Source organism: Pectobacterium sp. PL64 (assembly GCF_022477975.1).
Lineage (GTDB): Bacteria > Pseudomonadota > Gammaproteobacteria > Enterobacterales > Enterobacteriaceae > Pectobacterium > Pectobacterium jejuense.
In genome coordinates this window covers 803,488-823,967 of record NZ_CP092070.1, presented here as the reverse complement: position 1 = coordinate 823,967, position 20,480 = coordinate 803,488, and the positions used below count along the sequence as shown (strand labels likewise).

Here is a 20,480-nt window from a genome sequence, read left to right as displayed (position 1 = left end):
CGTGTCTTGCCCAGTCATAGAACTCGCTCAACAGTTAATTAAACGCCCTTCCCTCAGCCCGAATGACGAGGGTTGCCAGGCGCTCATGATTGAACGCCTGACGGCGATTGGCTTTACCGTCGAAGCGATGGATTTTGGCGATACCCAGAATTTCTGGGCATGGCGCGGCACAGGGAAAACGCTGGCCTTCGCCGGACATACCGATGTGGTTCCCAGCGGCGATGAAAGCCACTGGCAGCATCCACCGTTTGAACCCATCATTCGTGATGGCATGCTGTACGGTCGCGGCGCGGCGGACATGAAAGGTTCACTGGCTGCGATGGTGATTGCCGCCGAGCGCTTTGTCGCCGCCCACCCTAATCATCAAGGGCGTCTGGCGTTCCTGATTACCTCGGACGAAGAAGCCAGCGCCGTTAACGGCACCGTGAAAGTGGTTGAGGCGCTGATGGCACGCAACGAGCGATTGGACTACTGTCTGGTCGGCGAGCCGTCCAGTACGCATGTTGTGGGTGATGTGGTCAAAAATGGCCGTCGTGGTTCTATCACCGCGAATCTGCGCGTACACGGCGTGCAAGGGCACGTTGCCTACCCTCATCTGGCGGACAACCCCGTTCATCGCGCAGCACCGGCGCTTAACGAACTGATCGCAACCGAGTGGGATCAGGGCAACGCCTTCTTCCCGCCGACCACGATGCAGATCGCCAATATTCAAGCAGGCACCGGCAGCAATAACGTCATCCCCGGCGAGCTGTCTGTGCAGTTCAATTTCCGCTTCAGCACCGAATTGACGGATGTGTTAATCCAGCAGCGCGTGGCTGAATTACTGGATCGCCACCAGCTTAAGTACACCATCGACTGGAAGCTCTCCGGCCAGCCATTCCTGACCGCACGCGGCGAGCTGGTCGATGCCGTGGTGAATGCCGTCAAGCATTACAACGAGGTCACGCCAGAGCTACTGACCACCGGCGGCACCTCCGATGGCCGTTTCATTGCCCGCATGGGCGCGCAGGTGGTTGAGCTGGGCCCCGTGAACGCCACGATCCACAAAGTCGATGAATGCGTCAGCGCGGCAGACCTGCAACTGCTGAGCCGCATGTATCAGCGCATTATGGAGCAGCTCATCGCATGATGACGCCAGCTACGTTAACCGGTAAAAGCGACCAGCATCTGGTCGCTTTACAGGGTCGTCATCGTCTTCAGCCAGAGGCGGTAACCGCGTTTCTGGCGCTACAGCAGGCGGCAAAAACGGCAGGATTTAACCTACAGCCCGCCAGCACGTTTCGTGATTTTGAGCGCCAGCGTCAGATCTGGAATGGCAAATTTCGCGGCGAGCGTCCCGTCATGGATGCCAACAGCCAGCCGCTGGATGTGTTATCTCTGGACGAAGGCGAGCGCTGTGAAGCGATTCTGCGCTGGTCCGCCATGCCCGGTTCCAGCCGCCACCATTGGGGCAGCGATCTCGATATCTACGATCCCGATTTATTACCCGCAGGCTGCTCGCTCCAGTTAGAGCCGTGGGAATATGAAGAAGGTGGTTACTTTGCCGCTCTGAACGCGTGGCTGAGCGCGCACATGCATGAATACGGTTTTTATCGACCTTATGCGCACGATCTCGGCGGTGTCGCAGCCGAACTCTGGCATATCAGCTATTATCCATTAGCACAGTATGCGGAAGAGCAGCTTACACCCGACCTCATTCTTGCCGCCTGGCAAGATGAAGATATTGCAGGCTACCACTGGCTTTGCCAGAACTTGCCGCAGCTGTTTACCCGTTATATTCATAATGTTGATGAGGCGTAACCATGGCATGGCTGGCTGATTACTGGTGGATAATTCTGATTGTCCTGATAGGCATGCTGATTAACGGCATCAAAGAATTGCGCAACGTTGACCATACGCGTTTTCTGCTCAATAAACCGAAATTGCCCCCGCATCGTGACAACAACGACAAGTGGGACGATGAAGACGACGACTGGCCGAAGAAAAAACCCTGATACCTATCATCGTCAAACCGCCCGCAGCGCGAGGCTTAGCTCGCGTGCAGGCGGTTTGGATGCTTACACTTCCGTTAAAAACGTTCACTTCCGCTAAAACGTTTCCCAATTCGCATTCGACGGCCCGGCATGAGCGGGTTTAGGTAACAGTGATTTTGGTAATGCAGCAAGCGAAGGCGCGCGCTCGGCACGATGTTCCTGCTCTGCTGCCTGATTAATCTTGAACACCGCCACCGCGTTTTGTAAATATCTGGCCTGCTCTTCCAATGCTGCGGCGGCAGATGCGGACTCTTCCACCAGCGAGGCGTTTTGCTGAGTAACGCGATCCATTTCATTGACCGCCTGCCCAACCTGATCGATTCCCCGGCTCTGCTCATCGGACGCCGAGGCGATTTCCCCCATGATATCCGTTACCCGGCTCACCGCACCGACGATTTCTTTCATCGTGTCACCCGCGTCTTTCACCTGCAAAGAGCCAGTAGTGGTGCGGCTAACTGAATCATCAATCAGCGATTTGATCTCTTTAGCGGCCTGGGCACTGCGCTGTGCCAGCGTTCGCACTTCACCCGCCACGACGGCAAAGCCTCGCCCTTGCTCCCCGGCTCGTGCCGCTTCTACCGCCGCATTCAGCGCCAGAATATTGGTTTGGAAGGCGATGCTATCAATCACGCTGGTAATGTGGGCGATTTTTTGTGAGCTGTCGGCGATCTCATTCATCGTTTTCACGACATTATCGACGACAGTGCCGCCTTTATTGGCCGTCTCCGACGCATTTTTTGCCAGCAGCGTAGCCTGACGTGCGTTGTCTGAGTTCTGCTTCACCGTCGAGGTCAGTTGCTCCATGCTAGCCGCCGTTTCCTGTAGCGATGCAGCCTGTTGCTCCGTGCGCGAAGACAGATCGTTGCTGCCCACCGAGATTTCACTGGCACCAGAATGGATGGAGTGGGAACTGTCGCGCACCAGACTCACGGTACGGATTAATGACTGCTGCATATGATGTAGCCCCGCCGCAAGCTGGCTCATCTCATTACGGCCGGTCGCATCAATAGGATGCGTCAGATTGCCCTCGGCAATCGCGCTGATATGCCGCATGAGCGTACGCAGCGGATGCAAAAGAATACGCTGCAACCCGATCCAACTGAGGATAATCACCAGCACGACGACGATGGAAAGTGCGCCCAGAAGCCACAGCATCGTTTCAAATGCAGCGTGGTTTTCCTGTAGCCCGTCATCCGACAGCTGGTTTTGCGCCGCCCGCCACGTAATATAGGCGTCCTGCATGGCCACGTTCAGCGGCGTGGCACCGCTACTCAATTTCATCGCCGCCCCCGCTAACCCACCGGAAAGCGAATCCACAATATCATTTAGTAGCTTGTCGTAAGCGGTATAGCTCGCCTCAAGTTTTTTGGATAATGCTTCATCCAACCCAGGCGTATTAGGCAGAGACAAATAGTGTTTATAACTACTCTCTGAGGCGGCCAATTGCGATTTTGCTTGCTGTAAAAGAGCCTGCATAGCCTCTTTATCCGCATTCCCCATCATCATGTTTTGTATAATAGAACCGATAGCGATGCGCGTCTGATTCATCATAATCCATGCATCAGTAAAGGCAGCGACATTCTGGTTAGAGCGTTGAGAAACGAGGAATCCCTCTCTGTCGTTAATCAGTGCACGAACGGATAGCGCACCGGTTAAGAACTGAGATATCCCCAATACAAACAATAAGATAATAAGGATGGTAATGACTTTAATTCGTTTAAACATGGCACACCCTCTTTTTCCATAAGGATGCGATATTTATATCTGAAAAAATAAGATAAATATTGAACACTCAACACAAATAAAAAAATTGCCTATATTATTTAACATTCAAATATGGATTATATTCTTTTTAATATGGATAAATCCTCATTCCTAAAAATAGAGTCACTACTTTGAATAAAGAAATTAAGAAATGAGCAATAAGATAATCTGATGGAATAACAAAATAATTTGAGCAGCATGATAAAACGTGAGCAGATTGAACGGCACAAGGCGTTGGCCCTTTAAATGCTCCGTAATGAACCAGCATTTAAGGGAAACCAACGCACAAGCAGCTTGAAGTATGACGGGTATAGCGGGATAGATTTTTATTTGAGGTAAGACAAGGCCTGTTTCAACATCCGTTCATCAATGCCGTGCCCGACAGCGGGGGCAACATCCAGTGTAAACGACGTCCCCAGTTCCTGAAAGCGCTGAGCGGCAGCATGCGCATGTCCAACCACAATTACGCCGTCCGCTTCACCGTGAATCAGGTGCACTGCAACATCAGCAAAGGCTTTTTCTGGCAGCACAGCAAAGCGACCGCTGAACGCGATAATGTGCCCAGCCAGCGAGGACTCAGACTTCAACGCCTCCAGCGACATAATGCTGCCTTGCGAGAAGCCCACCAGCACGGTTTGTTCCGCACTCATGCCGCTTTGTTCTTGCCAGTAGCGCACCGTCTCAATAAAACGCGGCAGATTCGCCTCAATACGGGAGAAACGATTCTCTTCCGTGATTCCCTGAACAGAGAACCACTGCCGCCCATCGCCATAGCCACTGCTGAACGGTCCAGCAATGCTGATCACCATCGCCTGCGGCAAGGCGGCGGCAAAATAGCGCCCAATCTGCGCCATACCTGCGGCAGTATCACCCACGCCATGAAACAGCAGGATTAACCGATTCGCTTCCGAAGGCTGCTGAACAACAACATAATCTTGATTCACATTTCTCTCCTGAAGGCATGCGCCGAACGCGTCACCTGCCGATAGTCGTCATAAAGTACGGTTAGCTCTCACTATACGCCGCGCAATAACAGGAGAAATCGGGAATTACTGAATGAGATGTTCCATTTTTTGCAACAACAAAAGGGATACCCGGCCACCCTATTAGTGCGGTTTGATAATACGGATGGTTGAAGCCGGATCGTTCACCAGACAGCGTGCCGGACGCACTGGCCGTTTAACCAGTTCGCCGCCGCAGTTCGGGCAGGCGTGGTGAAACACGGTATCCGCGCAGTCAGGACAGAACGTGCATTCGTAGGAGCAGATATACGTTTCGGCGTCCGGCGGCAAATCACAATCGCAGTGCTCACAGTTGGGGCGTAATTCCAGCATCGGCTTATCCTGACTCAGCAAAAATAATCGGTCCCTCGCTGTCACTTTCCTGTGGTTATTGCACAAAGAGTAGTGAAGGAGACTGAGATTCTTTTCTACCAGAAACCGACCTTCATGCAAATGAGGTTTATTCACCAGAATAGCGCCCCCTCATTAACAACAGTCTGACTTTCCGAATCCCTGCTTTTTGGGAGGCGGTTCTCTATTCGCAATACATACAGGGACACGACAATGACGACGGCAGTTCAGCTATTTTCATTAAAAGAGAATGATTCGCCAAAAAGAAAAACATTTCGCCAATCCATTATCGCCGCCAATATCAGTCTCGCGTTGCTGATGCTGGCAGGCTGCGGCAGTGGTGGAGGTGGCGGCGGTGAAACTACCAGCATCGCGCCAACATCGCCCTCCCCCACTACGCCGACGACACCGACGACGCCAACCACACCCACAACGCCGGAAACCCCGACCGCATCCGCCGTTAAAGTCGGGATTATTGATTCCGGTCTGGAAGCAGCTCGCCCGGAATTTAATTACAGTAATCTGCATTTTTCCTCTTTTGTCGGCGGTTCACAGCTTAACGATAATCAAGGCGTTAACGGCCACGGCACGCTGGTGGCACTCGCGCTGGCAGGTCTGGCGACAGACAGCTATGCAGGAGGCGTCGCACCCGACAGTCAACTCTATATTGCGCAAACGTCGTTAAATAACCGCTTCGATTACCAAAACACCAAGTCTGCCGTGAACTGGTTGCTCAATTCAGGCGTGAAAATCATCAATATGTCCTATGGACAAGATGAGCGGTTGACGACCACCGAGACATTTAACAGCGCCAGAAACAATTTTAGCTATCTCTTAGTGCGTAACGAATTGAAAAGCATTGTCGATGCCGAAGCGCTGAGCATTGTCGCCACGGGGAATAATGCCGGTTCAACGCCATCACCCAATACGCAGATCCCGCTGATTTTTGGCGATACCTCGCTGCAAAAAGGCATTTTGGCCGTCACGGGCTATATCCCCGAATGGGTTGGCCAGGAAGGCAATGAGCGCCCTGCTGAAATGTATCTTTTTGATAAATGCGGCAATGTCGCCGTCTACTGCATGAGCGCACCGGGCTATGTTGATTATCCCGTTGCGGGCAGCAGCTCTTCAGAGCGTTCGCACGGTACCTCCTTCGCGGCTCCACGCGTTGCAGGCGGGGCTTCACGAGTACAGGCCGTCTACCCGTGGATGACCGGATATAATCTGCAACAGACGTTACTCACTACCGCGACCTACCACACCGATGGGTATACTCGCTACGACGCGGAGAACGCTTACTACGAAATCATCCGAGACAGCGACGGCAACGTCACAGGAAGTGTTTTCCATCCGGCCTATATTTCGGTAGCCGACACCGCCAACGGACGCCCTTATAACGATACCTTTGGCTGGGGCGATCTGGACGTCGAAAAAGCGGTGAAAGGCCCGGCCATGTTTTATGCCGATAACTTCACCGCGCGTTTAACCGCAGGCGACTACACGTTCGCTAACAATATCAGCGGCGATTACGGCCTGATCGTTAACGGTACCAGCAATGCGGGGGGCGTTCTGCATTTAACTGGCAACAACACCTATAAAGGCGATACGCAAATCACCGCCAACAGTCTGTACGTTGACGGCTCCATTGCGGGCAACGCCAGCGTATCCGGTTCCGGCACGCTGGCAGGAAAAGGCCGCATTGGCGGGAATGTGAGTAACACGGGTATCGTTGCCACCACCGCAGAAGGGGGGCTGACCGTCGCAGGCAATTACGCGCAGGGTAGCAACGGCCTGCTTAGCGTAACGCTGACCAACCCGTTCACCGTTGAAGGCAGCGCGGCGCTGGATGGCACATTGCGCGTTGGCCTGCCCAGCAATACCTACATCGTCCAAACACAGGAAACCCTGCTGCACAGTAATCAGGGCATCACGGGAACATTCCGTACCACCGATCTGGGGCTATTCCTGACGGGGAACCTGACTTACGGCAGCAATGATGTCACTGGCGCATTCAGCCGCCTGAATACCGTAGAAGCGGCCACCAGCATCGGTTTGCACAGCGCCGCGCAGTTGCAGACAGCGGCGAATGTTGAATCGGCGCTACAGGTTGCCGATCGCTGGTCAACGCTGTCCTCAACCAGCGAGCAGCAAGCCGGTTTACTGGCTAAAGCCGCTGCCTTCCAGCAGTTAGGCAGCGCGAGTGCCGCCGCTATCGCACTGGATTCGCTGTCCGGTCAGGCACACGCCTCCAGCAATGCCATTCTGTTTAACAGTCTGGATTATCAGAACCAGCTCCTGAACAACCGCTTGGATCTGTTAGGGAACGGGAAAAACTACGGACTGTGGATTGAAACCGGCAAGCTGCGCGGCGACCTGAAACAGTCCGGCTATCTGGGCAGCCATTACGACATCACGCTGACTGCCATCGGTACGGATACCGACTTCGACACGCCGGGATTACGTGCCGGGATCGCCTATACCAACAGCCAGATCAAAGCAGATTACGAGGGCAGCGGCGGCAGCAGTGAGAATAAGCTGCACGGGGTGATGACCTACGCACGTTATAACCTCACGCCAGAATGGTATATTCAGGGCAACCTGAGCTATCAGCGTGGTCGCGATAAGTTAAGCCGTTCGATCTTACTGAATAATGTCGAAGCCGTTTCCAGCAGTACCTCAAGCGATAGCTGGCAGAGCCTGCTCAAAACTGGTTACGAATGGGCGCTCAACGATATATTTAGCGTACAACCCTATGCAGGACTCAAATACAGCTATCTGTCCACCGGTGATTTTACGGATACCGGTAGCGCGTTTGGCCTGACGGGGGAAGGCAATGATTATTCCCGCACCGTTGGCCTGACAGGGGTTAACCTGCGCGCGCTGCTGCAATGGAATCAGGGATGGTGGAGCAGTGTCAGCGTGAGCGGTGAGTACCAGCATGCATTCACCAACCCGTCGCTTGATGTCTCTGCGCGCTGGAGCGGGCTGGGCCGCGAAGGAGAGCACCTCGATATTCCGGGCATTCGACTGGACAAAGACTCGCAGTGGGCAGGTGTGAGGCTGGATATAGGTAAAGCGGCGGATGCCCGTTTCTTCCTGCGCGCTGACAAACACTTTGCCGATCGCGGTAACGAAGAAGTGCTGCGCGGCGGTGTCGACGTGTCCTTCTGATAACGCGATGACGCCGACGGCCCCTCCGTCGGCGTTAACATCATGATAAAGATGGAAGTATTACTCGCCGATGAAGACGACATCGGCGAGATCGTTTAGCGCACCGGAGGCTTTTCCTGCACCGGGCGATTCCAGTCTGGCGTCTTTCGTCCTGCCAAATGACGAATAAAGAAATCCCACATCAGCCGCTGACCGTAAGCCCCGCCGCCACACCCGTTAGCGGCATGTAATCGATAAGCGTGTCTGACGTTTCGTTGATCAGCACGCGCGGCGTGGCGGTCTCACTATCCACTTCAATCACCCGATACGTCTGATGACCGCGCTGGTTATAGTCAAACGTGAATGTACGTCCGTCTTTCCGCCAAACGGGGTAAGAAAGCGAATAAGGGTTGGGAAACTGCGCAGGATCGATAGCGGTGATGCGACGCGAAGCCACCTCCACCAGCACCGGCTGCGGAATATCCAGCGTATCGCTCGGTTTAGGATAAAAAATCTGACGGTGCTTCGGCTGTCGCCGCTATCGAGCGACGGTAGAAAAATGTCTGCCCGTCGGACTGCCACACCACTCGCCCCGGATAGTGATGAACCAGCGTGCGATAATGCTGTCCTTGCTCCCTGATGAGGCGATAGTTCTCGCGGCTCAGGTCAGGAGATTCATTCGCTGCGCCAGGCAAGGCTGCGCTCGCCAATAGCGCTATCAGCGTGTTGATTCGGCGGCGCGTCATCCTCCGTTTGGGTTTTCCGTTCATCATGGTTATCACTTTCAGTTAACGGTGTCAGGTGCAAATGGTGAGTATGGAATGCGGCCAGCGCCTCCCGATGCGCCACGCTGATAATCGCGCTGTCGGGCAAACGGGTTACCAACGTCTGATAAACCCACTGTTCTGTTTCAGGATCGAGTGCGCTCGTGGCTTCATCCAGAAAAATAAAGTCAGGACGGTGCAGCAACGTACGCGCGATCGCCACGCGCTGCTGCTCGCCGCCGGATAGCCGCTGCTGCCAGCGATCTTCATCATTTAATTTCGAGGTCATATCCGGTAATTCACTGTCGATCAGCGCCTCCCGGCACTGTTCGTCGGTAAAATCACGCGCATTGCCGGGGTAGCACAGTGTGGCTTTTAGCGATCCCGTAGGCAGATAGCTTTTCTGGGGTAAAAACAGGGAGCGACAGCGGCGAGGTCGCGCAATCAACCCGCTACCATGCTGCCAGAGTCCAGCACAGGCACGCAGCAGCGTGCTCTTACCTACGCCGGACGCCCCGTTGATCATCCAGCGCTCGCCGGGAAAAACCTGCCAGTCGTCTAGCGCCGTCAGCGCCCGACCATCGGGCGTTAACAACCGCAGATTCTGGCAGGAAAATTCCGGGCCATCGTGTTCCGTTACTCGAATGGGCGAAGGTGACTGCTCACTTTTATTCAACGCTTCTTCCATATCCTGCAAACGCTTCGTCAGCGCCAGCCAACGCGTGAAGGCTTGATATGCCTGCATGAAATAGCTCAACGTCGCCCCAAGAGAACCGTAAGCCATCTGAATACGCGTCAGGTCGCCAAAGGTGATTTCACCACTTAACAAAAGCGGCAGCGCCAACAGCGTTGGTAATGGTGAAAGGAAATGACTAAACAGGCTCTGACCAAACGAGACTTTGAAGCCACGCAGCAGCACGGACAACGCGTTATCACGCACGCGCGCAAACCGCTGAGCAAGACGTTCACCTTCGCGTGCGCCTCCCTGGTAGAAGGCAATCTGCTCGGCATTTTCACGTAACTGAACGCCTAGAAAGCGGAAGTCACCTTCCGCATTCTGCTGGTTCATGTTCAGCTTTATCAACGCCTTACCGAGCCAGTGCGACAGCAAAATTTGCAGAAAATATTCAATATAAAGGGCATAAACCATATAGCCGGATATTGCCCAGTCGCTGCCCATAAAGGAGAAACGCAGCACCCCGGAAACGGACCACAGCAGCGCGGTGTACGTTACGGTGCTGATGACGACCGAGATGAGGCTAAGAAAAAAATTCAGCGAGGCAGAGACCAGCTCATTAACGTCATCAGCGATGCGCTGATCGATATTCGACAGCGCCCCTTCCCTTTCGATGTCGTAATAAGCCGATGTTCCCGTCCAGCGCCGAATATAGTGAAGCGTCATCCAGGTACGCCAACGCAGCGCAAGATAGCCTTGACCAAGTACGTTTACCCATCTCAGCATCATCGCGCTCAATCCGAGCACAAAGCTGAAGATAAACAGCGGTTTGATTTGCTCCCAATCTAGCCCAATCAACGCGTCGGTGAATTTCCCCGATATGCGGTTCACCTCCACGCTGATGTAAGCCGTCCCCAGATTGATGCTAATAATCATCGCCAGAATAAGCAGCGCCAGATATTTCTCCGACGTCAGCCAATAGGGTATCAGAATCTGGCTGATACCCGGTCTTGCCGTACTTGTCTCTCTTGCGTTCATGCGCCGTCTCTACCTGCTGATTCGTGTGAATGCCCGTTTTCGTTTTCGCCAAACGGATTATCAGAACGAATACGTCCCGGTGAGACGCCATGTCCGCCCTTCTTTCACCCCGATATACAGCGGTGTGGTACTGGTGTAGTAGATATCGCGATCGAAGACGTTATTGACCCCCAGAGTGAGCGACCAGTCAGGTTGGCGATAGAACACCGACGCATCGGTTGAGTACTGGCTCCCCATTCTGAAGCTCTCATTACCTCTGCCGTTTTGCGTGTCCGACGCGCCGTTAATCCCAACCGAGGCTCCAGCCCCCTGATAGCGGCCGGACTGTATTTCATAGGATGTCCAGGCGTTAACCGAATGGCGTGGCGTATTCGTGCTGCTGGAACGAATCGTGTTCGGGTCTTTGTTTTCCGAATAGGTATAGCTGGCCGTCACATCCCACCCCGGCAACAGCGAACCGTTCAGATCCACGTCAAAACCTTCGCTCTTTCTCCCCGTTGTCGCGATAGGGAAACCGCTGCTGTCGCTTACCGTCAGGTTTTTCTGTTCAATGCTGAATGCCGCCGTCGTCAGCGTGAGGTTGTCGTCGAGCAGGTTAAACTTCAGTCCCGCTTCTTTCGATTGCCCCGTCGTCGGCGGAAGCTGAACGCCTGAACGTGAGATTTGTGCGCTGCCGCTAAAACTATTCAGTAAGTTGGCGTAAATCGTGACGTCCGGTGTGATGTCAAAACTGACACCATAATTGGGGATCCACTTCGTGGCGGTATACGTCGAGGCTCTCGTCCCTACCAGGTAGGAGTTATTCCATGTCGAACGTTTGAGCGCCAGTTGGAAATGCAGGCGGTCAAAGACGTCGATCTGATCCTGGAACAGGAAACCGCTCTGAATCAGTTTAGAGGTATAGGTTCGGCTGTTCGGTTCACCGATGCCGGGGAACACTAATGAATCTGGGTTATACACATTCCCATTGGTCATCAGGATAAAGTTGCCGTCATAGCTGGCATAGCGTTCATGCTTATAATCATGACCAATCAACAGCGTCTGCGTGACAGGCCCGGTTTCGATTTTGCCACGAATATCGTTTTGCTGGCTCCACGTCTGATTGGTCGATTTGTAAGCTAACGGATGGCTGATTTTGTCGCCATTAGCAGCAATATCGAGCGTTTCGTTCATCTTCATCTGTGAAGATGTACTCTGGAAACCGGCTTTACTGTTGAATGTCCAGTCGTTGACGAGTTTTTGCTCCAGTTCATAATACGCATTCGTCGTTTTCATCTTGTTATGATCGTCTTTATCCCCCAGACGATATTCCGGCAGTTTCTGTATTCTTCCATTCGCGTAAATCGTCCCGGCAGGGCCCGATTTACGCGCCTGATTGACTTCGGCGCCGACGGTAATCCGCGTATTATCATTTTTCCAGGTCAGGGCTGGCGCTAAATAATCGCCGTGATTACCGTTGTAATCAGGAAAGGAGTGCTGAGATTTCATGGTTGAGGCATTCAAACGGTAGCTGAACGCTTTGTCATCCGTCAGCGCCCCGCCCAGATCGATCGCCGTTTTAAATTCACCGTAGCGCGCCGCCTCTACTTTAAGCACATGCAATGGTTCGGTTACCGGTTTTTTACGTACAACGTTAATCGTCCCTGCGGCGGAACTGCTCCCCGCCAGCACCGACTGCGGCCCTTTCAGCACTTCTACCCGTTCGATGCCTTCAATCGCCGTCCCCTGGCCGATACCTGCATTGCTGGATCCGGACAAGCCGTCCGTCGCACCGGACGTCACAGCATAGCCGCGCATCCAGTACGTAGGCGTGCCACGGTTTGACTGAATCGTGACCACGCTGCCTGAGTTTTTTAACGCATCTTCCAGCGATGTCGCCTGACGGGCGTTAATCAGCTTATTACTGATCACCTGCACCGACTGCGCCGTTTGTTGCAGCGAGGTGCTGGTGCGTAATGCCGAAGACGACGTGCCAGGATTCAATACTGTTTCATCTTCACTACCCGCACTGACCGTAATCGCGGGCAGCGTTTTATCACTCGCCTGCGCCACTTCCGCATCATTGGCGCGAGAAGAAACAATGGTTAGCGTACCATTATCCGTCGTCGTCAATAATAAGGGCGTGCCTTGCAGTAAGCGTAAAATAGCCTGACGCGTTGAATAGTTGCCATTCAGCGCAGCACTCTGGTAATTCGCCACCAACGCAGGATTAAAAGAGAGCGTCTGCTTGCTTTGATTGGCAATCGCCAATAACCCTTTTTGCAGATCGCCCGCCGGAATAGCAAAAGCGATCGTGTCATTTTCACCGGCGGCGTAGACGCTAACAGGAACGGCCGTCGCCCCCATGAATAGCGCAGAATTCATCGCCAGCATATTCGTGAAAAATAAGCGTTTCTTAAAACTTAGCCCCAGAGCGGGAGAGGCAGTATTGCGTTTTTTCATTTTTCCCTCGTCAATTGCTTCAACAAATCAGTTTTTATTGGTCTTCGTATGAGTTGTGCAATGACGATGAAAAAGTGACAGCGGAAAGTCATATTTTCCTGTAATTATTTTTTCACGATAGTGAACATCTTGATTTAGAAAACACTTTTTCTTGGTGTTTTTAATACAGGTAATACGTCTCTCTTCCGCACCTTCTTTTTATTTCCTTTGCAGAAATATCTGGAAATAGCAATTTATCCATTTCAGGCAGTAACAGAACATTTCTAACTAACCATAGAAAAAAAAGGTGGTTTGACTCCTTCACATTTTGACTTAAAAACAGCACAGGACGCATCGTTCCTTTTGTTCTGCGGCCCTGGGGGTATCCCGGCTCAAGCATTGTTGTGATTTACGCTATTTAAGGATGCCCATGTACACAGAGGCTGTTAAGAAACCCGACTTACTGTCGCTCATATTTCGCAGCGACTACCGCTGGTTAACGGAAAAATTACGCCGCCGTATTGCCTACGGCTGTGAAGCTGAGGATGTCGCCTCAGAGGCGTTTTTACGCTTAGCCTCTCTGCCAAACCTTGCCAACGTACAGGAACCGCGTGCGATGCTCACCACGCTCGCTAAACGCGTCCTGTATGAAAACTGGCGTCGGCGCGATCTGGAAAAAGCCTATCTCGCAGCACTGGCGAGTAAACCGGAATATCATCATCCGTCGCCAGAGGAGCAACAGCTGTTGATGGAAGCGCTGCTCACCATCGATCAGGCGTTGGATGGTTTATCCACCAAAGCACGGCAGGCCTTTCTATTCAGCCAGCTTGATGGCATGACCTACGCCGACATCGCCGTACAACTCAATGTCTCTGCCAGTATGGTGAGAAAATATATCGCCAAAGCGCTGACCAACTGCTATCTGGCCACGCAGGACAGCAGTGACGCATAGGTGAACCGCATGGTAAGACAACACATGGATGACCCGGTTGCCGAAGAGGCCATTGAATGGATGGTGCTACTCCGTTCTGGTGAAGCAACCCAAACCGATTACGATGAGTACCGCCGCTGGCGATACGAAAACCCGCTGCACGAACGAGCCTGCCAACACATTGAGCGCACGCTGGGAAAATTTCAGCCGCTCCTCGCCGCGCTGCCTCACGAACCGATTCGTCAGGCGCTACTGGCGCCATCAAGTCGACGGAAAGTCCTGCAATACGGGCTGGGGATGGTTGCCGTTGCGTCGCTAAGCAGCCTGCTGCTTAATCGGCATTATCCGCTGTCGCCGCTGGTGTCCGACGTAAAGACCGCAACGGCACAGCGCCAGCAGGTTCCACTCAGCGACGGCAGTATGCTCATGCTAAATGCGCGTACCGCTGTCGATATCAACGTACGTCCAGAGACGCCAGTACGTCAGGTTGCTCTGCATAACGGCGGTCTCTTCGCCAAGATTCAACCAGATACGCAGCGCCCCTTTGTGATCGCCACCGGTATGGGCGATATCGTCGCGCTTCAGTCCACGATAAATGTGCGCCATGAAAGCGGTGGTATCCATGTCGGTGTGCTGGATAACATCGCCAAAATTACCAACCACGCCGGGCAAAGCTTGCGCCTCCACGCCGGTCAGGGCGTGTGGTTCGATCGTTCCACACTCTATCAGGTCGCCGTTACACCGGAATCAGAAACAGACTGGTTACACGGTCGTCTGGAAGTACGCGATCGTTCGCTGGCTTCCGTCATCAGCGCACTGCGTGATTACACCCCTGGCATCATCCGGCTGGATCCTGCCATCGCCGATTTACGCGTTAGCGGCAATTTCCCGCTAGACAACCTGAATTACACGCTGGATTCGCTGGCGCAAACCATGCCCATCGCCATTGTGCATACCACCGATTACTGGATACACATTCGCGCCGCCAATGCCTGACCCTCATCAACAAAAGAGGATGGATAAAAAATTTCACGCGCGTGGTGACACTTTTTCCGCCTCGTTGCACATCGTTAATAGAGGTCATCATCGTTCCGTGTTCAGGGCTGGATGAAACGTCCAACACGGTTAGCAAGAGCAGCAGAGGAAAACGTGCAACAGGCATCCGTGCAACACCTTTCGTTAAACGCACGCGTTGATGCGGTTCCTACCGCACGGCGTGATGCCGTCCCCGCACAACCAGCGCGCAGCATGACAGCGGTTGCGCCCGTTCGGGGAGAAATGGGGAAGATAGCGCTCAGCTTTCTGACCGTCGCGCTGATCCACGCGGGAGTCGCTGCGCTGCTCATCACGCGCACCACCGAATACACACCGATCAATCTACTTAATCCGGCAGCCAGCGTAAGCATTCAGGCCACAATGGTCGAAGCGCCAGAACCTGAGCCGATTCACGAACCGTCGCCGGAGCCACCTGTGCTGACGTCAGAACAAGGGGAACGTGAAATTGCACCGGTTCCTGAAAAACCCGTCGTCGAGGAGCAGCAGACGCCGCCCCCGCCAGTCAAAAAAGAAGTTCACCAGCCGCCGGTGGAGCCTGTAGTAAAACCGCAGCCCGTCCGACCGAAAACCATCGCCGAGCGTCAGCCCGCCGCGCGTACCTCAGCGGAAACGCCCCCCATCGCACCAGAGACGACGGCCGGGCCGCTCACCATGTCCAGCAAAGGTAATTTGATGCAGAACAGCCCCGGCGCGCAGCCCAAGCAGGTCGCCTCCGTTGGCTGTGTCGTCCCACAGCCAGACTATCCTCGCCGCGCCAAGCGTCTCCAGCAGGAAGGTGACGTGTTGGTTCGTCTGGTAATTAACCCGGAAGGACGTTTGATCCGGCACGACATTGCCCGCAGCAGCGGCTATGACGCACTCGATCAGGCCGCCGTTGATGCCGTGGCACAGGCGCGCTGTACGCCTTACCGTGAAAATGGGCAGGCCATTACCGTCATGACGATTCAGCCCGTTAATTTCCGGCTGAGTCGCTAATAAAAACGCAGCGGCGTTGAAACAGCGTATCCGCCGTTTCGCAAACTACTCCCGAATCAAGTTATTGCATAAGAGGTCACACATGAACACGTTAGATATCTACCATTTTTGGCAGCAGGGCGATGTGGTTACCCACTCGGTAGCCATCATTCTGCTGATCATGTCGCTGCTGTCATGGACGGTCATGCTGCTCAAAGCACGGCAGTTGCTCGCATTGAACAAGAGCGTGCAATACAGTCGCAATACCTTTTGGCAGGCGACCAGCCTGCAAGCGAGCGTCGAGAAATTCGGTAAGCAGCGTTTTAACCCGTTCCGCGATCTGGTGATCGAAGGACATGCGTTGCTGAAACATCCACACAAATTCTCTTCCACGCTAGGCGGACACGTCGATCTCAGCGACTGGCTGGTGCGCGGCCTGAGCAACACGCTGGACACTAACGCCGGGAAGCTGCAATCCGGCCTCGGAACGCTAGCATCCATCGGCAGCACCGCGCCGTTTATCGGCCTGCTGGGCACCGTATGGGGGATTTTCCACGCCCTGCAAACGATCAGTACCATCGGCCAGCCCGACCTGGCACAGGTGGCAGGCCCGGTCGGCGAAGCGTTAATAATGACGGCATTTGGTCTGTTTGTGGCGATCCCCGCCGTATTAGGGTTTAACGCCATCAACCGCCGCAACCGCATCGTGCTGCATGCCATGAACCGCTTTGCGCACGATCTCCACGCCTACCTGCTGACGGGCGCACGCGTCGACACCAGCCTGACCGACCTGAATAGCACTACGCGGTATGAACCCACTCACCCCGTTGAGCGATCCGCCTAAGAGGAACACGCCATGAGTATGTCATCCCCGTTTGAAAGTCAGGACGACGCGCTGCTTAACGATATCAACATGACGCCGTTTATCGACGTCATGTTGGTGCTGCTGATCGTGTTTATGATTACCCTGCCGGTGATTAACCACGCCGTCAAAGTGGATCTGCCGCGCGCCAGCGTCGAGAAAATCAAGAAAGATCCGCAAGCGGTGGATATCGCCATTACCGCGACCGGGCAGATTAACTGGAACAAAGAAGCGATTGATGATGCGCAACTGATCGCCAAACTCGATGCCGCTTCAGCAGAAGGCACTCACCCGAATATACGGCTGTTTGCCGATCAGGCCGTCGAATATGGTCGGGTGGCGTATGTCATGACCAGCGCCCAACAGCGTGGCCTGAGCAAAATCGATTTCGTCCTGCAACCCGTCAAAGCCCCCTGATCTCCCCTTCCGTACTGGTGCTGGTTCCATCGCCAGCATCAGCCCATAAAAAGCCGTGTCATATAAACATATAAACATATAAAAAAGTTTCGCCGCACGCTGACGCTTTTCTTTTCTCGTTGCACATCATGAGTAGAACACTGCCACACATGGATACCAATGATGCCTTCTCTTGATGAATCCCCCGTTCTTGCTACGCCACACATCGACACCCTTCAGTCGCTGGCCGGTGACGTGCTGGACTTCGCGGCCGCTAAAGGCGCGAGTCAGGCGGTTGTTAGCGTCTCGCAAGGAAACCGCCGTACGATCCGCGTCAGGAATGGTGATATTGATACACTGACGCAAAACCAAAGTCGCTTTCTGTCCGTCACGGTCTACTTCGGCCAGCGGGCAGGGAGTGTGTCCTCCACCTTATTTAGCCGCGAAGCCTTGCGGGATACAGTTGACGCCGCCAGCACGCTGGCTAAATACGCAGATGAAGATCCCTGTAGCGGCCTGCCGGAACCACAGCATTTCGCTCGTGATATTTACGATCTTGCGCTACACAGCACCGACGCGCTGACGGTTGAGCAAGCGCTGTCGTTGGCATTGCGTGCCGAGCAAGCCGCCAATACCACGCACGAACACGGTTACAGCGAAAGTACGGAAATCACCTCGCAGCAGGGTGACTTTATTCTGGCGAACTCCGCTGGCTTTTCCGCAGGCTACCCGACATCGCTGCACACGCTGTGGAGCCATGCGATTGCCCGCAGCGCCACGCAGCGTCAGCAAGGTTTTTGGCACACCGTTGGTCGTTCACCTTCACGACTGGCCGCGCCGGAAGCGATCGGACAAGCCGCAGCCCAACGCGCAACCGCGCAGTTAGGCGCACGAAAACTGTCAACCCGCCGCTGCCCGGTGGTATTTGAAGCCCCCGTAGCCCACAGTTTAATTCATCATCTGGTCAACGCCCTAAGCGGCGCGGCGCTCTATCGCTCCACATCATTTCTGGGGAAGTGCCTCGGCGACACCATCACCGCCCCACATCTCAGCCTGTATGAAAACCCGTTTATTTCTGGCGCACTGGCCAGCGCCTGTTTTGATACCGAAGGCGTCGCCGCAGTTCCGCGTCATGTCATCCACGACGGCATCGCACAAGGCTATTTTCTCTCAAGCTACAGCGCCCGACGATTGGGGCTAACCACGACTGGACACGCCGGTGGGGCTTATAACCTGAGCGTTAGCAGCAGCCAGAAGCACACCGAGGATGACTTGCCGACGCTACTGCGCCGTATGCACACAGGGCTGCTGGTTACCACGCTGCTGGGGCACGGGCTGAACCCCATGACGGGCGACTATTCTCAAGGCGTGGCAGGCTTTTGGGTCGAAAACGGCGACATTCAGTATCCGGTCGAAGAGATCACCATTGCAGGTAACCTGAAAACGTTGCTCCTGCAATGCGTGGCGCTCGGCGCGGACATCCACACGCAGGGCAATCTCTCCTGCGGTTCTCTATTGATTGAAGAGATGCAGATCGCCGGGCAGTAATCCCCCATCGCGTCACAGATACAGGATCACCATCATGGCAATACACGCCACCACGACATCAGTTTCATCGGTGCTATCGGAATTTTCGCTGGAAACGGCGGAGATATCGCATGCGCTGAACCACATCATGCAGCGTCAGGTGGACTATGCCGATCTCTATTTTCAGCGCCGCCAACAGGAAGGCTGGCAGGTAGAAAACGGCATTGTGCGCCCGACGGGGTTTAGCCGCGATCAGGGCGTTGGCGTCCGCGCCGTTAGCGGTGAGAAAACCGCGTTCTCCTACACCAACGACTTGCGCCCGCAGGCCATTCTTCAGGCCGCCAGTACCGTACGAGAAATCAGCCGTCAGGGGCAGAACGCCAGCGTGGCGTTACCCGCATCGCTACCGCCCAACGCCACGACGCTCTATCCGGCAGACAACCCTTTGCTTGCCGTCACAGAAGAACATAAACGCCAGCTGTTATTGGCTATCGATCGTCAGGCTCGCGCCCGCGATCCACGGGTAACGCAGGTCACGGCTTATCTGAACGCCTCGCATGAAACCATTCTCATCGCCCGACATGACGGCCAACTCGCCGCCGACGTTCGCCCGCTGGTGAATTTGGTCATCAATGTGGTGGTCGAGCAACAGGGTCGCCGTGAGAATGGCTCCAGCGGTGGCGGACGGCGGCTCGATTATGGATTTTTTACCGAAGAAACAGTCAGCCACTGGGTTAATCAGGCAGTCGATCAGGCGCTGAATAATCTGGATGCCAGCCCGTTTCCCGCAGGCACCTACAGCGTGATCCTCGGTGCAGGTTCACCCGGAATTCTGCTACATGAAGCCATCGGACACGGGCTGGAGGGTGACTTTAACCGTAAAGGCAGCTCCGCATTTTCCAGCTTATTGGGTGAACGGGTTGCCGCGCCGGGTATTACCGTCGTGGATGACGGCACGCTCGTGAATCGTCGGGGTTCGCTGCATGTGGATGATGAAGGCACGCCGTCGCAGTGCACGACGCTCATCGAGAACGGCATCCTGCGTGGCTATTTGCAGGACAGTCTCAACGCCAGATTGATGAATACCGCGCTAACGGGCAACGCACGTCGGGCGTCCTACTCCACGCTGCCGCTGCCGCGTATGACCAATACCTACATGTTGGCAGGACAGTACCCCGCCGAAGAAGTGATAGCGTCTGTCAAAAACGGGCTCTATGCCGTCGGCTTCGGCGGCGGGCAGGTGGATATCAGCAGCGGGAAGTATGTCTTCTCCACCACGGAAGCCTACCTGATTGAAAACGGGCGCGTCACCCGTCCGGTGAAGGGCGCGACACTGATTGGTCACGGACCGGAAGCGCTGCTGCACGTCGCCATGGTCGGCAACGATCTGACGCTGGATGACGGCAATATTGCATGTACCAAGGAAGGTCAATCCCTGCCCGTCAGCGTCGGCCAGCCAACGCTTCGCATCGACAACATGACCGTAGGCGGCTCGCAATAAGCCGTGTCGTTACGGTTCATAGCTCGCGCCTTGTTTATTTACTTACGACTTTTCT

18 protein-coding genes are annotated in these 20,480 nt (G+C 54.4%); 11 read left to right on the top strand and 7 right to left on the bottom strand.

Features of this window, described 5'->3' with window-relative positions:
- The first annotated feature begins 1 nt into the window (after window position 1).
- From dapE to HP572_RS03535, 3 genes are read left to right on the top strand one after another with little or no spacing between them, the layout of a single operon-like run.
- Window positions 2-1,129: a succinyl-diaminopimelate desuccinylase gene (gene dapE / locus HP572_RS03545; protein WP_095698835.1), complete on the top strand. Its 1,128-nt coding sequence runs from the start codon at window positions 2-4 to the stop codon at window positions 1,127-1,129.
- Window positions 1,126-1,800: a M15 family metallopeptidase gene (locus HP572_RS03540; protein WP_205552654.1), complete on the top strand. Its 675-nt coding sequence runs from the start codon at window positions 1,126-1,128 to the stop codon at window positions 1,798-1,800. The genes dapE and HP572_RS03540 overlap by 4 nt, the downstream gene beginning before the upstream one ends.
- 2 nt (window positions 1,801-1,802) lie before the next feature.
- On the top strand, window positions 1,803-1,994 hold the full coding sequence (locus tag HP572_RS03535; RefSeq protein WP_205552656.1) for a YpfN family protein: 192 nt from the start codon (window positions 1,803-1,805) through the stop codon (window positions 1,992-1,994).
- Between the two features lie 93 nt (window positions 1,995-2,087).
- Here the strand turns inward: HP572_RS03535 and HP572_RS03530 are convergent, their stop codons facing one another.
- The 3 genes from HP572_RS03530 to HP572_RS03520 form a co-directional block, all read right to left on the bottom strand.
- A complete protein-coding gene (locus HP572_RS03530; RefSeq protein WP_205552658.1) occupies window positions 2,088-3,758 on the bottom strand; it encodes a methyl-accepting chemotaxis protein in 1,671 nt (556 codons plus the stop codon).
- 365 nt (window positions 3,759-4,123) lie between these two features.
- Complete coding sequence (gene ypfH, locus HP572_RS03525) at window positions 4,124-4,741, bottom strand: esterase (RefSeq protein WP_240584794.1); 618 nt, start codon at window positions 4,739-4,741, stop codon at window positions 4,124-4,126.
- 162 nt (window positions 4,742-4,903) lie between these two features.
- The gene (locus HP572_RS03520) at window positions 4,904-5,131 is read right to left on the bottom strand and encodes a DUF1272 domain-containing protein (protein ID WP_010283977.1); all 228 of its coding nucleotides are present in this window, start codon (window positions 5,129-5,131) and stop codon (window positions 4,904-4,906) included.
- A 231-nt stretch (window positions 5,132-5,362) separates the two neighbouring features.
- On the opposite strand from HP572_RS03520, the gene HP572_RS03515 reads away from it, so the two are divergent.
- Complete coding sequence (locus HP572_RS03515; RefSeq protein ID WP_240584793.1) at window positions 5,363-8,320, top strand: autotransporter domain-containing protein; 2,958 nt, start codon at window positions 5,363-5,365, stop codon at window positions 8,318-8,320.
- A gap of 181 nt (window positions 8,321-8,501) precedes the next feature.
- Here the strand turns inward: HP572_RS03515 and HP572_RS03510 are convergent, their stop codons facing one another.
- The 4 genes from HP572_RS03510 to HP572_RS03495 are packed head-to-tail and all read right to left on the bottom strand — an operon-like array spanning window position 8,502 to window position 13,219.
- Window positions 8,502-8,780, bottom strand: coding sequence for a DPP IV N-terminal domain-containing protein (locus HP572_RS03510; RefSeq protein WP_240585683.1), 279 nt, complete (start codon window positions 8,778-8,780; stop codon window positions 8,502-8,504).
- A 19-nt stretch (window positions 8,781-8,799) separates the two neighbouring features.
- Entirely contained in the window at window positions 8,800-8,994 is a 195-nt protein-coding gene (locus HP572_RS03505; protein ID WP_240584792.1) for a hypothetical protein, read from the bottom strand.
- Window positions 8,975-10,777 (bottom strand): ABC transporter ATP-binding protein/permease, encoded by a 1,803-nt coding sequence (locus HP572_RS03500; protein WP_240584791.1) that lies wholly within the window; start codon window positions 10,775-10,777, stop codon window positions 8,975-8,977. Before HP572_RS03500 ends, HP572_RS03505 begins: the two co-directional genes overlap by 20 nt.
- Before the next feature lie 60 nt (window positions 10,778-10,837).
- A complete protein-coding gene (locus HP572_RS03495) occupies window positions 10,838-13,219 on the bottom strand; it encodes a TonB-dependent receptor (RefSeq protein WP_240584790.1) in 2,382 nt (793 codons plus the stop codon).
- Window positions 13,220-13,628: 409 nt separating this feature from the next.
- Here HP572_RS03495 and HP572_RS03490 point away from each other — a divergent pair, with 409 nt between their 5' ends.
- The 7 genes from HP572_RS03490 to tldD all read left to right on the top strand — a co-directional run bounded on the left by HP572_RS03490 (window position 13,629) and on the right by tldD (window position 20,425).
- Window positions 13,629-14,150: a sigma-70 family RNA polymerase sigma factor gene (locus tag HP572_RS03490; RefSeq protein WP_205552671.1), complete on the top strand. Its 522-nt coding sequence runs from the start codon at window positions 13,629-13,631 to the stop codon at window positions 14,148-14,150.
- A gap of 9 nt (window positions 14,151-14,159) precedes the next feature.
- Window positions 14,160-15,125, top strand: coding sequence for a FecR family protein (locus HP572_RS03485; RefSeq protein ID WP_240584789.1), 966 nt, complete (start codon window positions 14,160-14,162; stop codon window positions 15,123-15,125).
- Window positions 15,126-15,278: 153 nt separating this feature from the next.
- Complete coding sequence (locus tag HP572_RS03480) at window positions 15,279-16,160, top strand: TonB family protein (protein WP_371745318.1); 882 nt, start codon at window positions 15,279-15,281, stop codon at window positions 16,158-16,160.
- Window positions 16,161-16,242: 82 nt separating this feature from the next.
- Window positions 16,243-16,983 (top strand): MotA/TolQ/ExbB proton channel family protein, encoded by a 741-nt coding sequence (locus HP572_RS03475; protein ID WP_240584787.1) that lies wholly within the window; start codon window positions 16,243-16,245, stop codon window positions 16,981-16,983.
- 12 nt (window positions 16,984-16,995) lie between these two features.
- Window positions 16,996-17,418, top strand: coding sequence for a biopolymer transporter ExbD (locus HP572_RS03470; protein WP_205552675.1), 423 nt, complete (start codon window positions 16,996-16,998; stop codon window positions 17,416-17,418).
- 159 nt (window positions 17,419-17,577) lie between these two features.
- Entirely contained in the window at window positions 17,578-18,945 is a 1,368-nt protein-coding gene (locus HP572_RS03465; RefSeq protein WP_240584786.1) for a metallopeptidase TldD-related protein, read from the top strand.
- Between the two features lie 34 nt (window positions 18,946-18,979).
- A complete protein-coding gene (gene tldD / locus HP572_RS03460) occupies window positions 18,980-20,425 on the top strand; it encodes a metalloprotease TldD (RefSeq protein ID WP_240584785.1) in 1,446 nt (481 codons plus the stop codon).
- Window positions 20,426-20,480 lie beyond the last annotated feature (55 nt).

What these genes read in the sequence shown, in the direction of transcription:
- HP572_RS03485 (WP_240584789.1), top strand. Translation starts at nt 14,160, where the DNA reads ATGGTAAGACAACACATGGATGACCCGGTTGCCGAAGAGGCCATTGAA.
- tldD (WP_240584785.1), top strand. Translation starts at nt 18,980, where the DNA reads ATGGCAATACACGCCACCACGACATCAGTTTCATCGGTGCTATCGGAA.
- HP572_RS03520 (WP_010283977.1), bottom strand. Translation starts at nt 5,131, where the DNA reads ATGCTGGAATTACGCCCCAACTGTGAGCACTGCGATTGTGATTTGCCG.
- HP572_RS03495 (WP_240584790.1), bottom strand. Translation starts at nt 13,219, where the DNA reads ATGAAAAAACGCAATACTGCCTCTCCCGCTCTGGGGCTAAGTTTTAAG.
- HP572_RS03465 (WP_240584786.1), top strand. Translation starts at nt 17,578, where the DNA reads ATGATGCCTTCTCTTGATGAATCCCCCGTTCTTGCTACGCCACACATC.
- HP572_RS03530 (WP_205552658.1), bottom strand. Translation starts at nt 3,758, where the DNA reads ATGTTTAAACGAATTAAAGTCATTACCATCCTTATTATCTTATTGTTT.
- HP572_RS03540 (WP_205552654.1), top strand. Translation starts at nt 1,126, where the DNA reads ATGATGACGCCAGCTACGTTAACCGGTAAAAGCGACCAGCATCTGGTC.
- HP572_RS03500 (WP_240584791.1), bottom strand. Translation starts at nt 10,777, where the DNA reads ATGAACGCAAGAGAGACAAGTACGGCAAGACCGGGTATCAGCCAGATT.
- HP572_RS03515 (WP_240584793.1), top strand. Translation starts at nt 5,363, where the DNA reads ATGACGACGGCAGTTCAGCTATTTTCATTAAAAGAGAATGATTCGCCA.
- HP572_RS03535 (WP_205552656.1), top strand. Translation starts at nt 1,803, where the DNA reads ATGGCATGGCTGGCTGATTACTGGTGGATAATTCTGATTGTCCTGATA.
- HP572_RS03490 (WP_205552671.1), top strand. Translation starts at nt 13,629, where the DNA reads ATGTACACAGAGGCTGTTAAGAAACCCGACTTACTGTCGCTCATATTT.
- HP572_RS03470 (WP_205552675.1), top strand. Translation starts at nt 16,996, where the DNA reads ATGAGTATGTCATCCCCGTTTGAAAGTCAGGACGACGCGCTGCTTAAC.
- HP572_RS03475 (WP_240584787.1), top strand. Translation starts at nt 16,243, where the DNA reads ATGAACACGTTAGATATCTACCATTTTTGGCAGCAGGGCGATGTGGTT.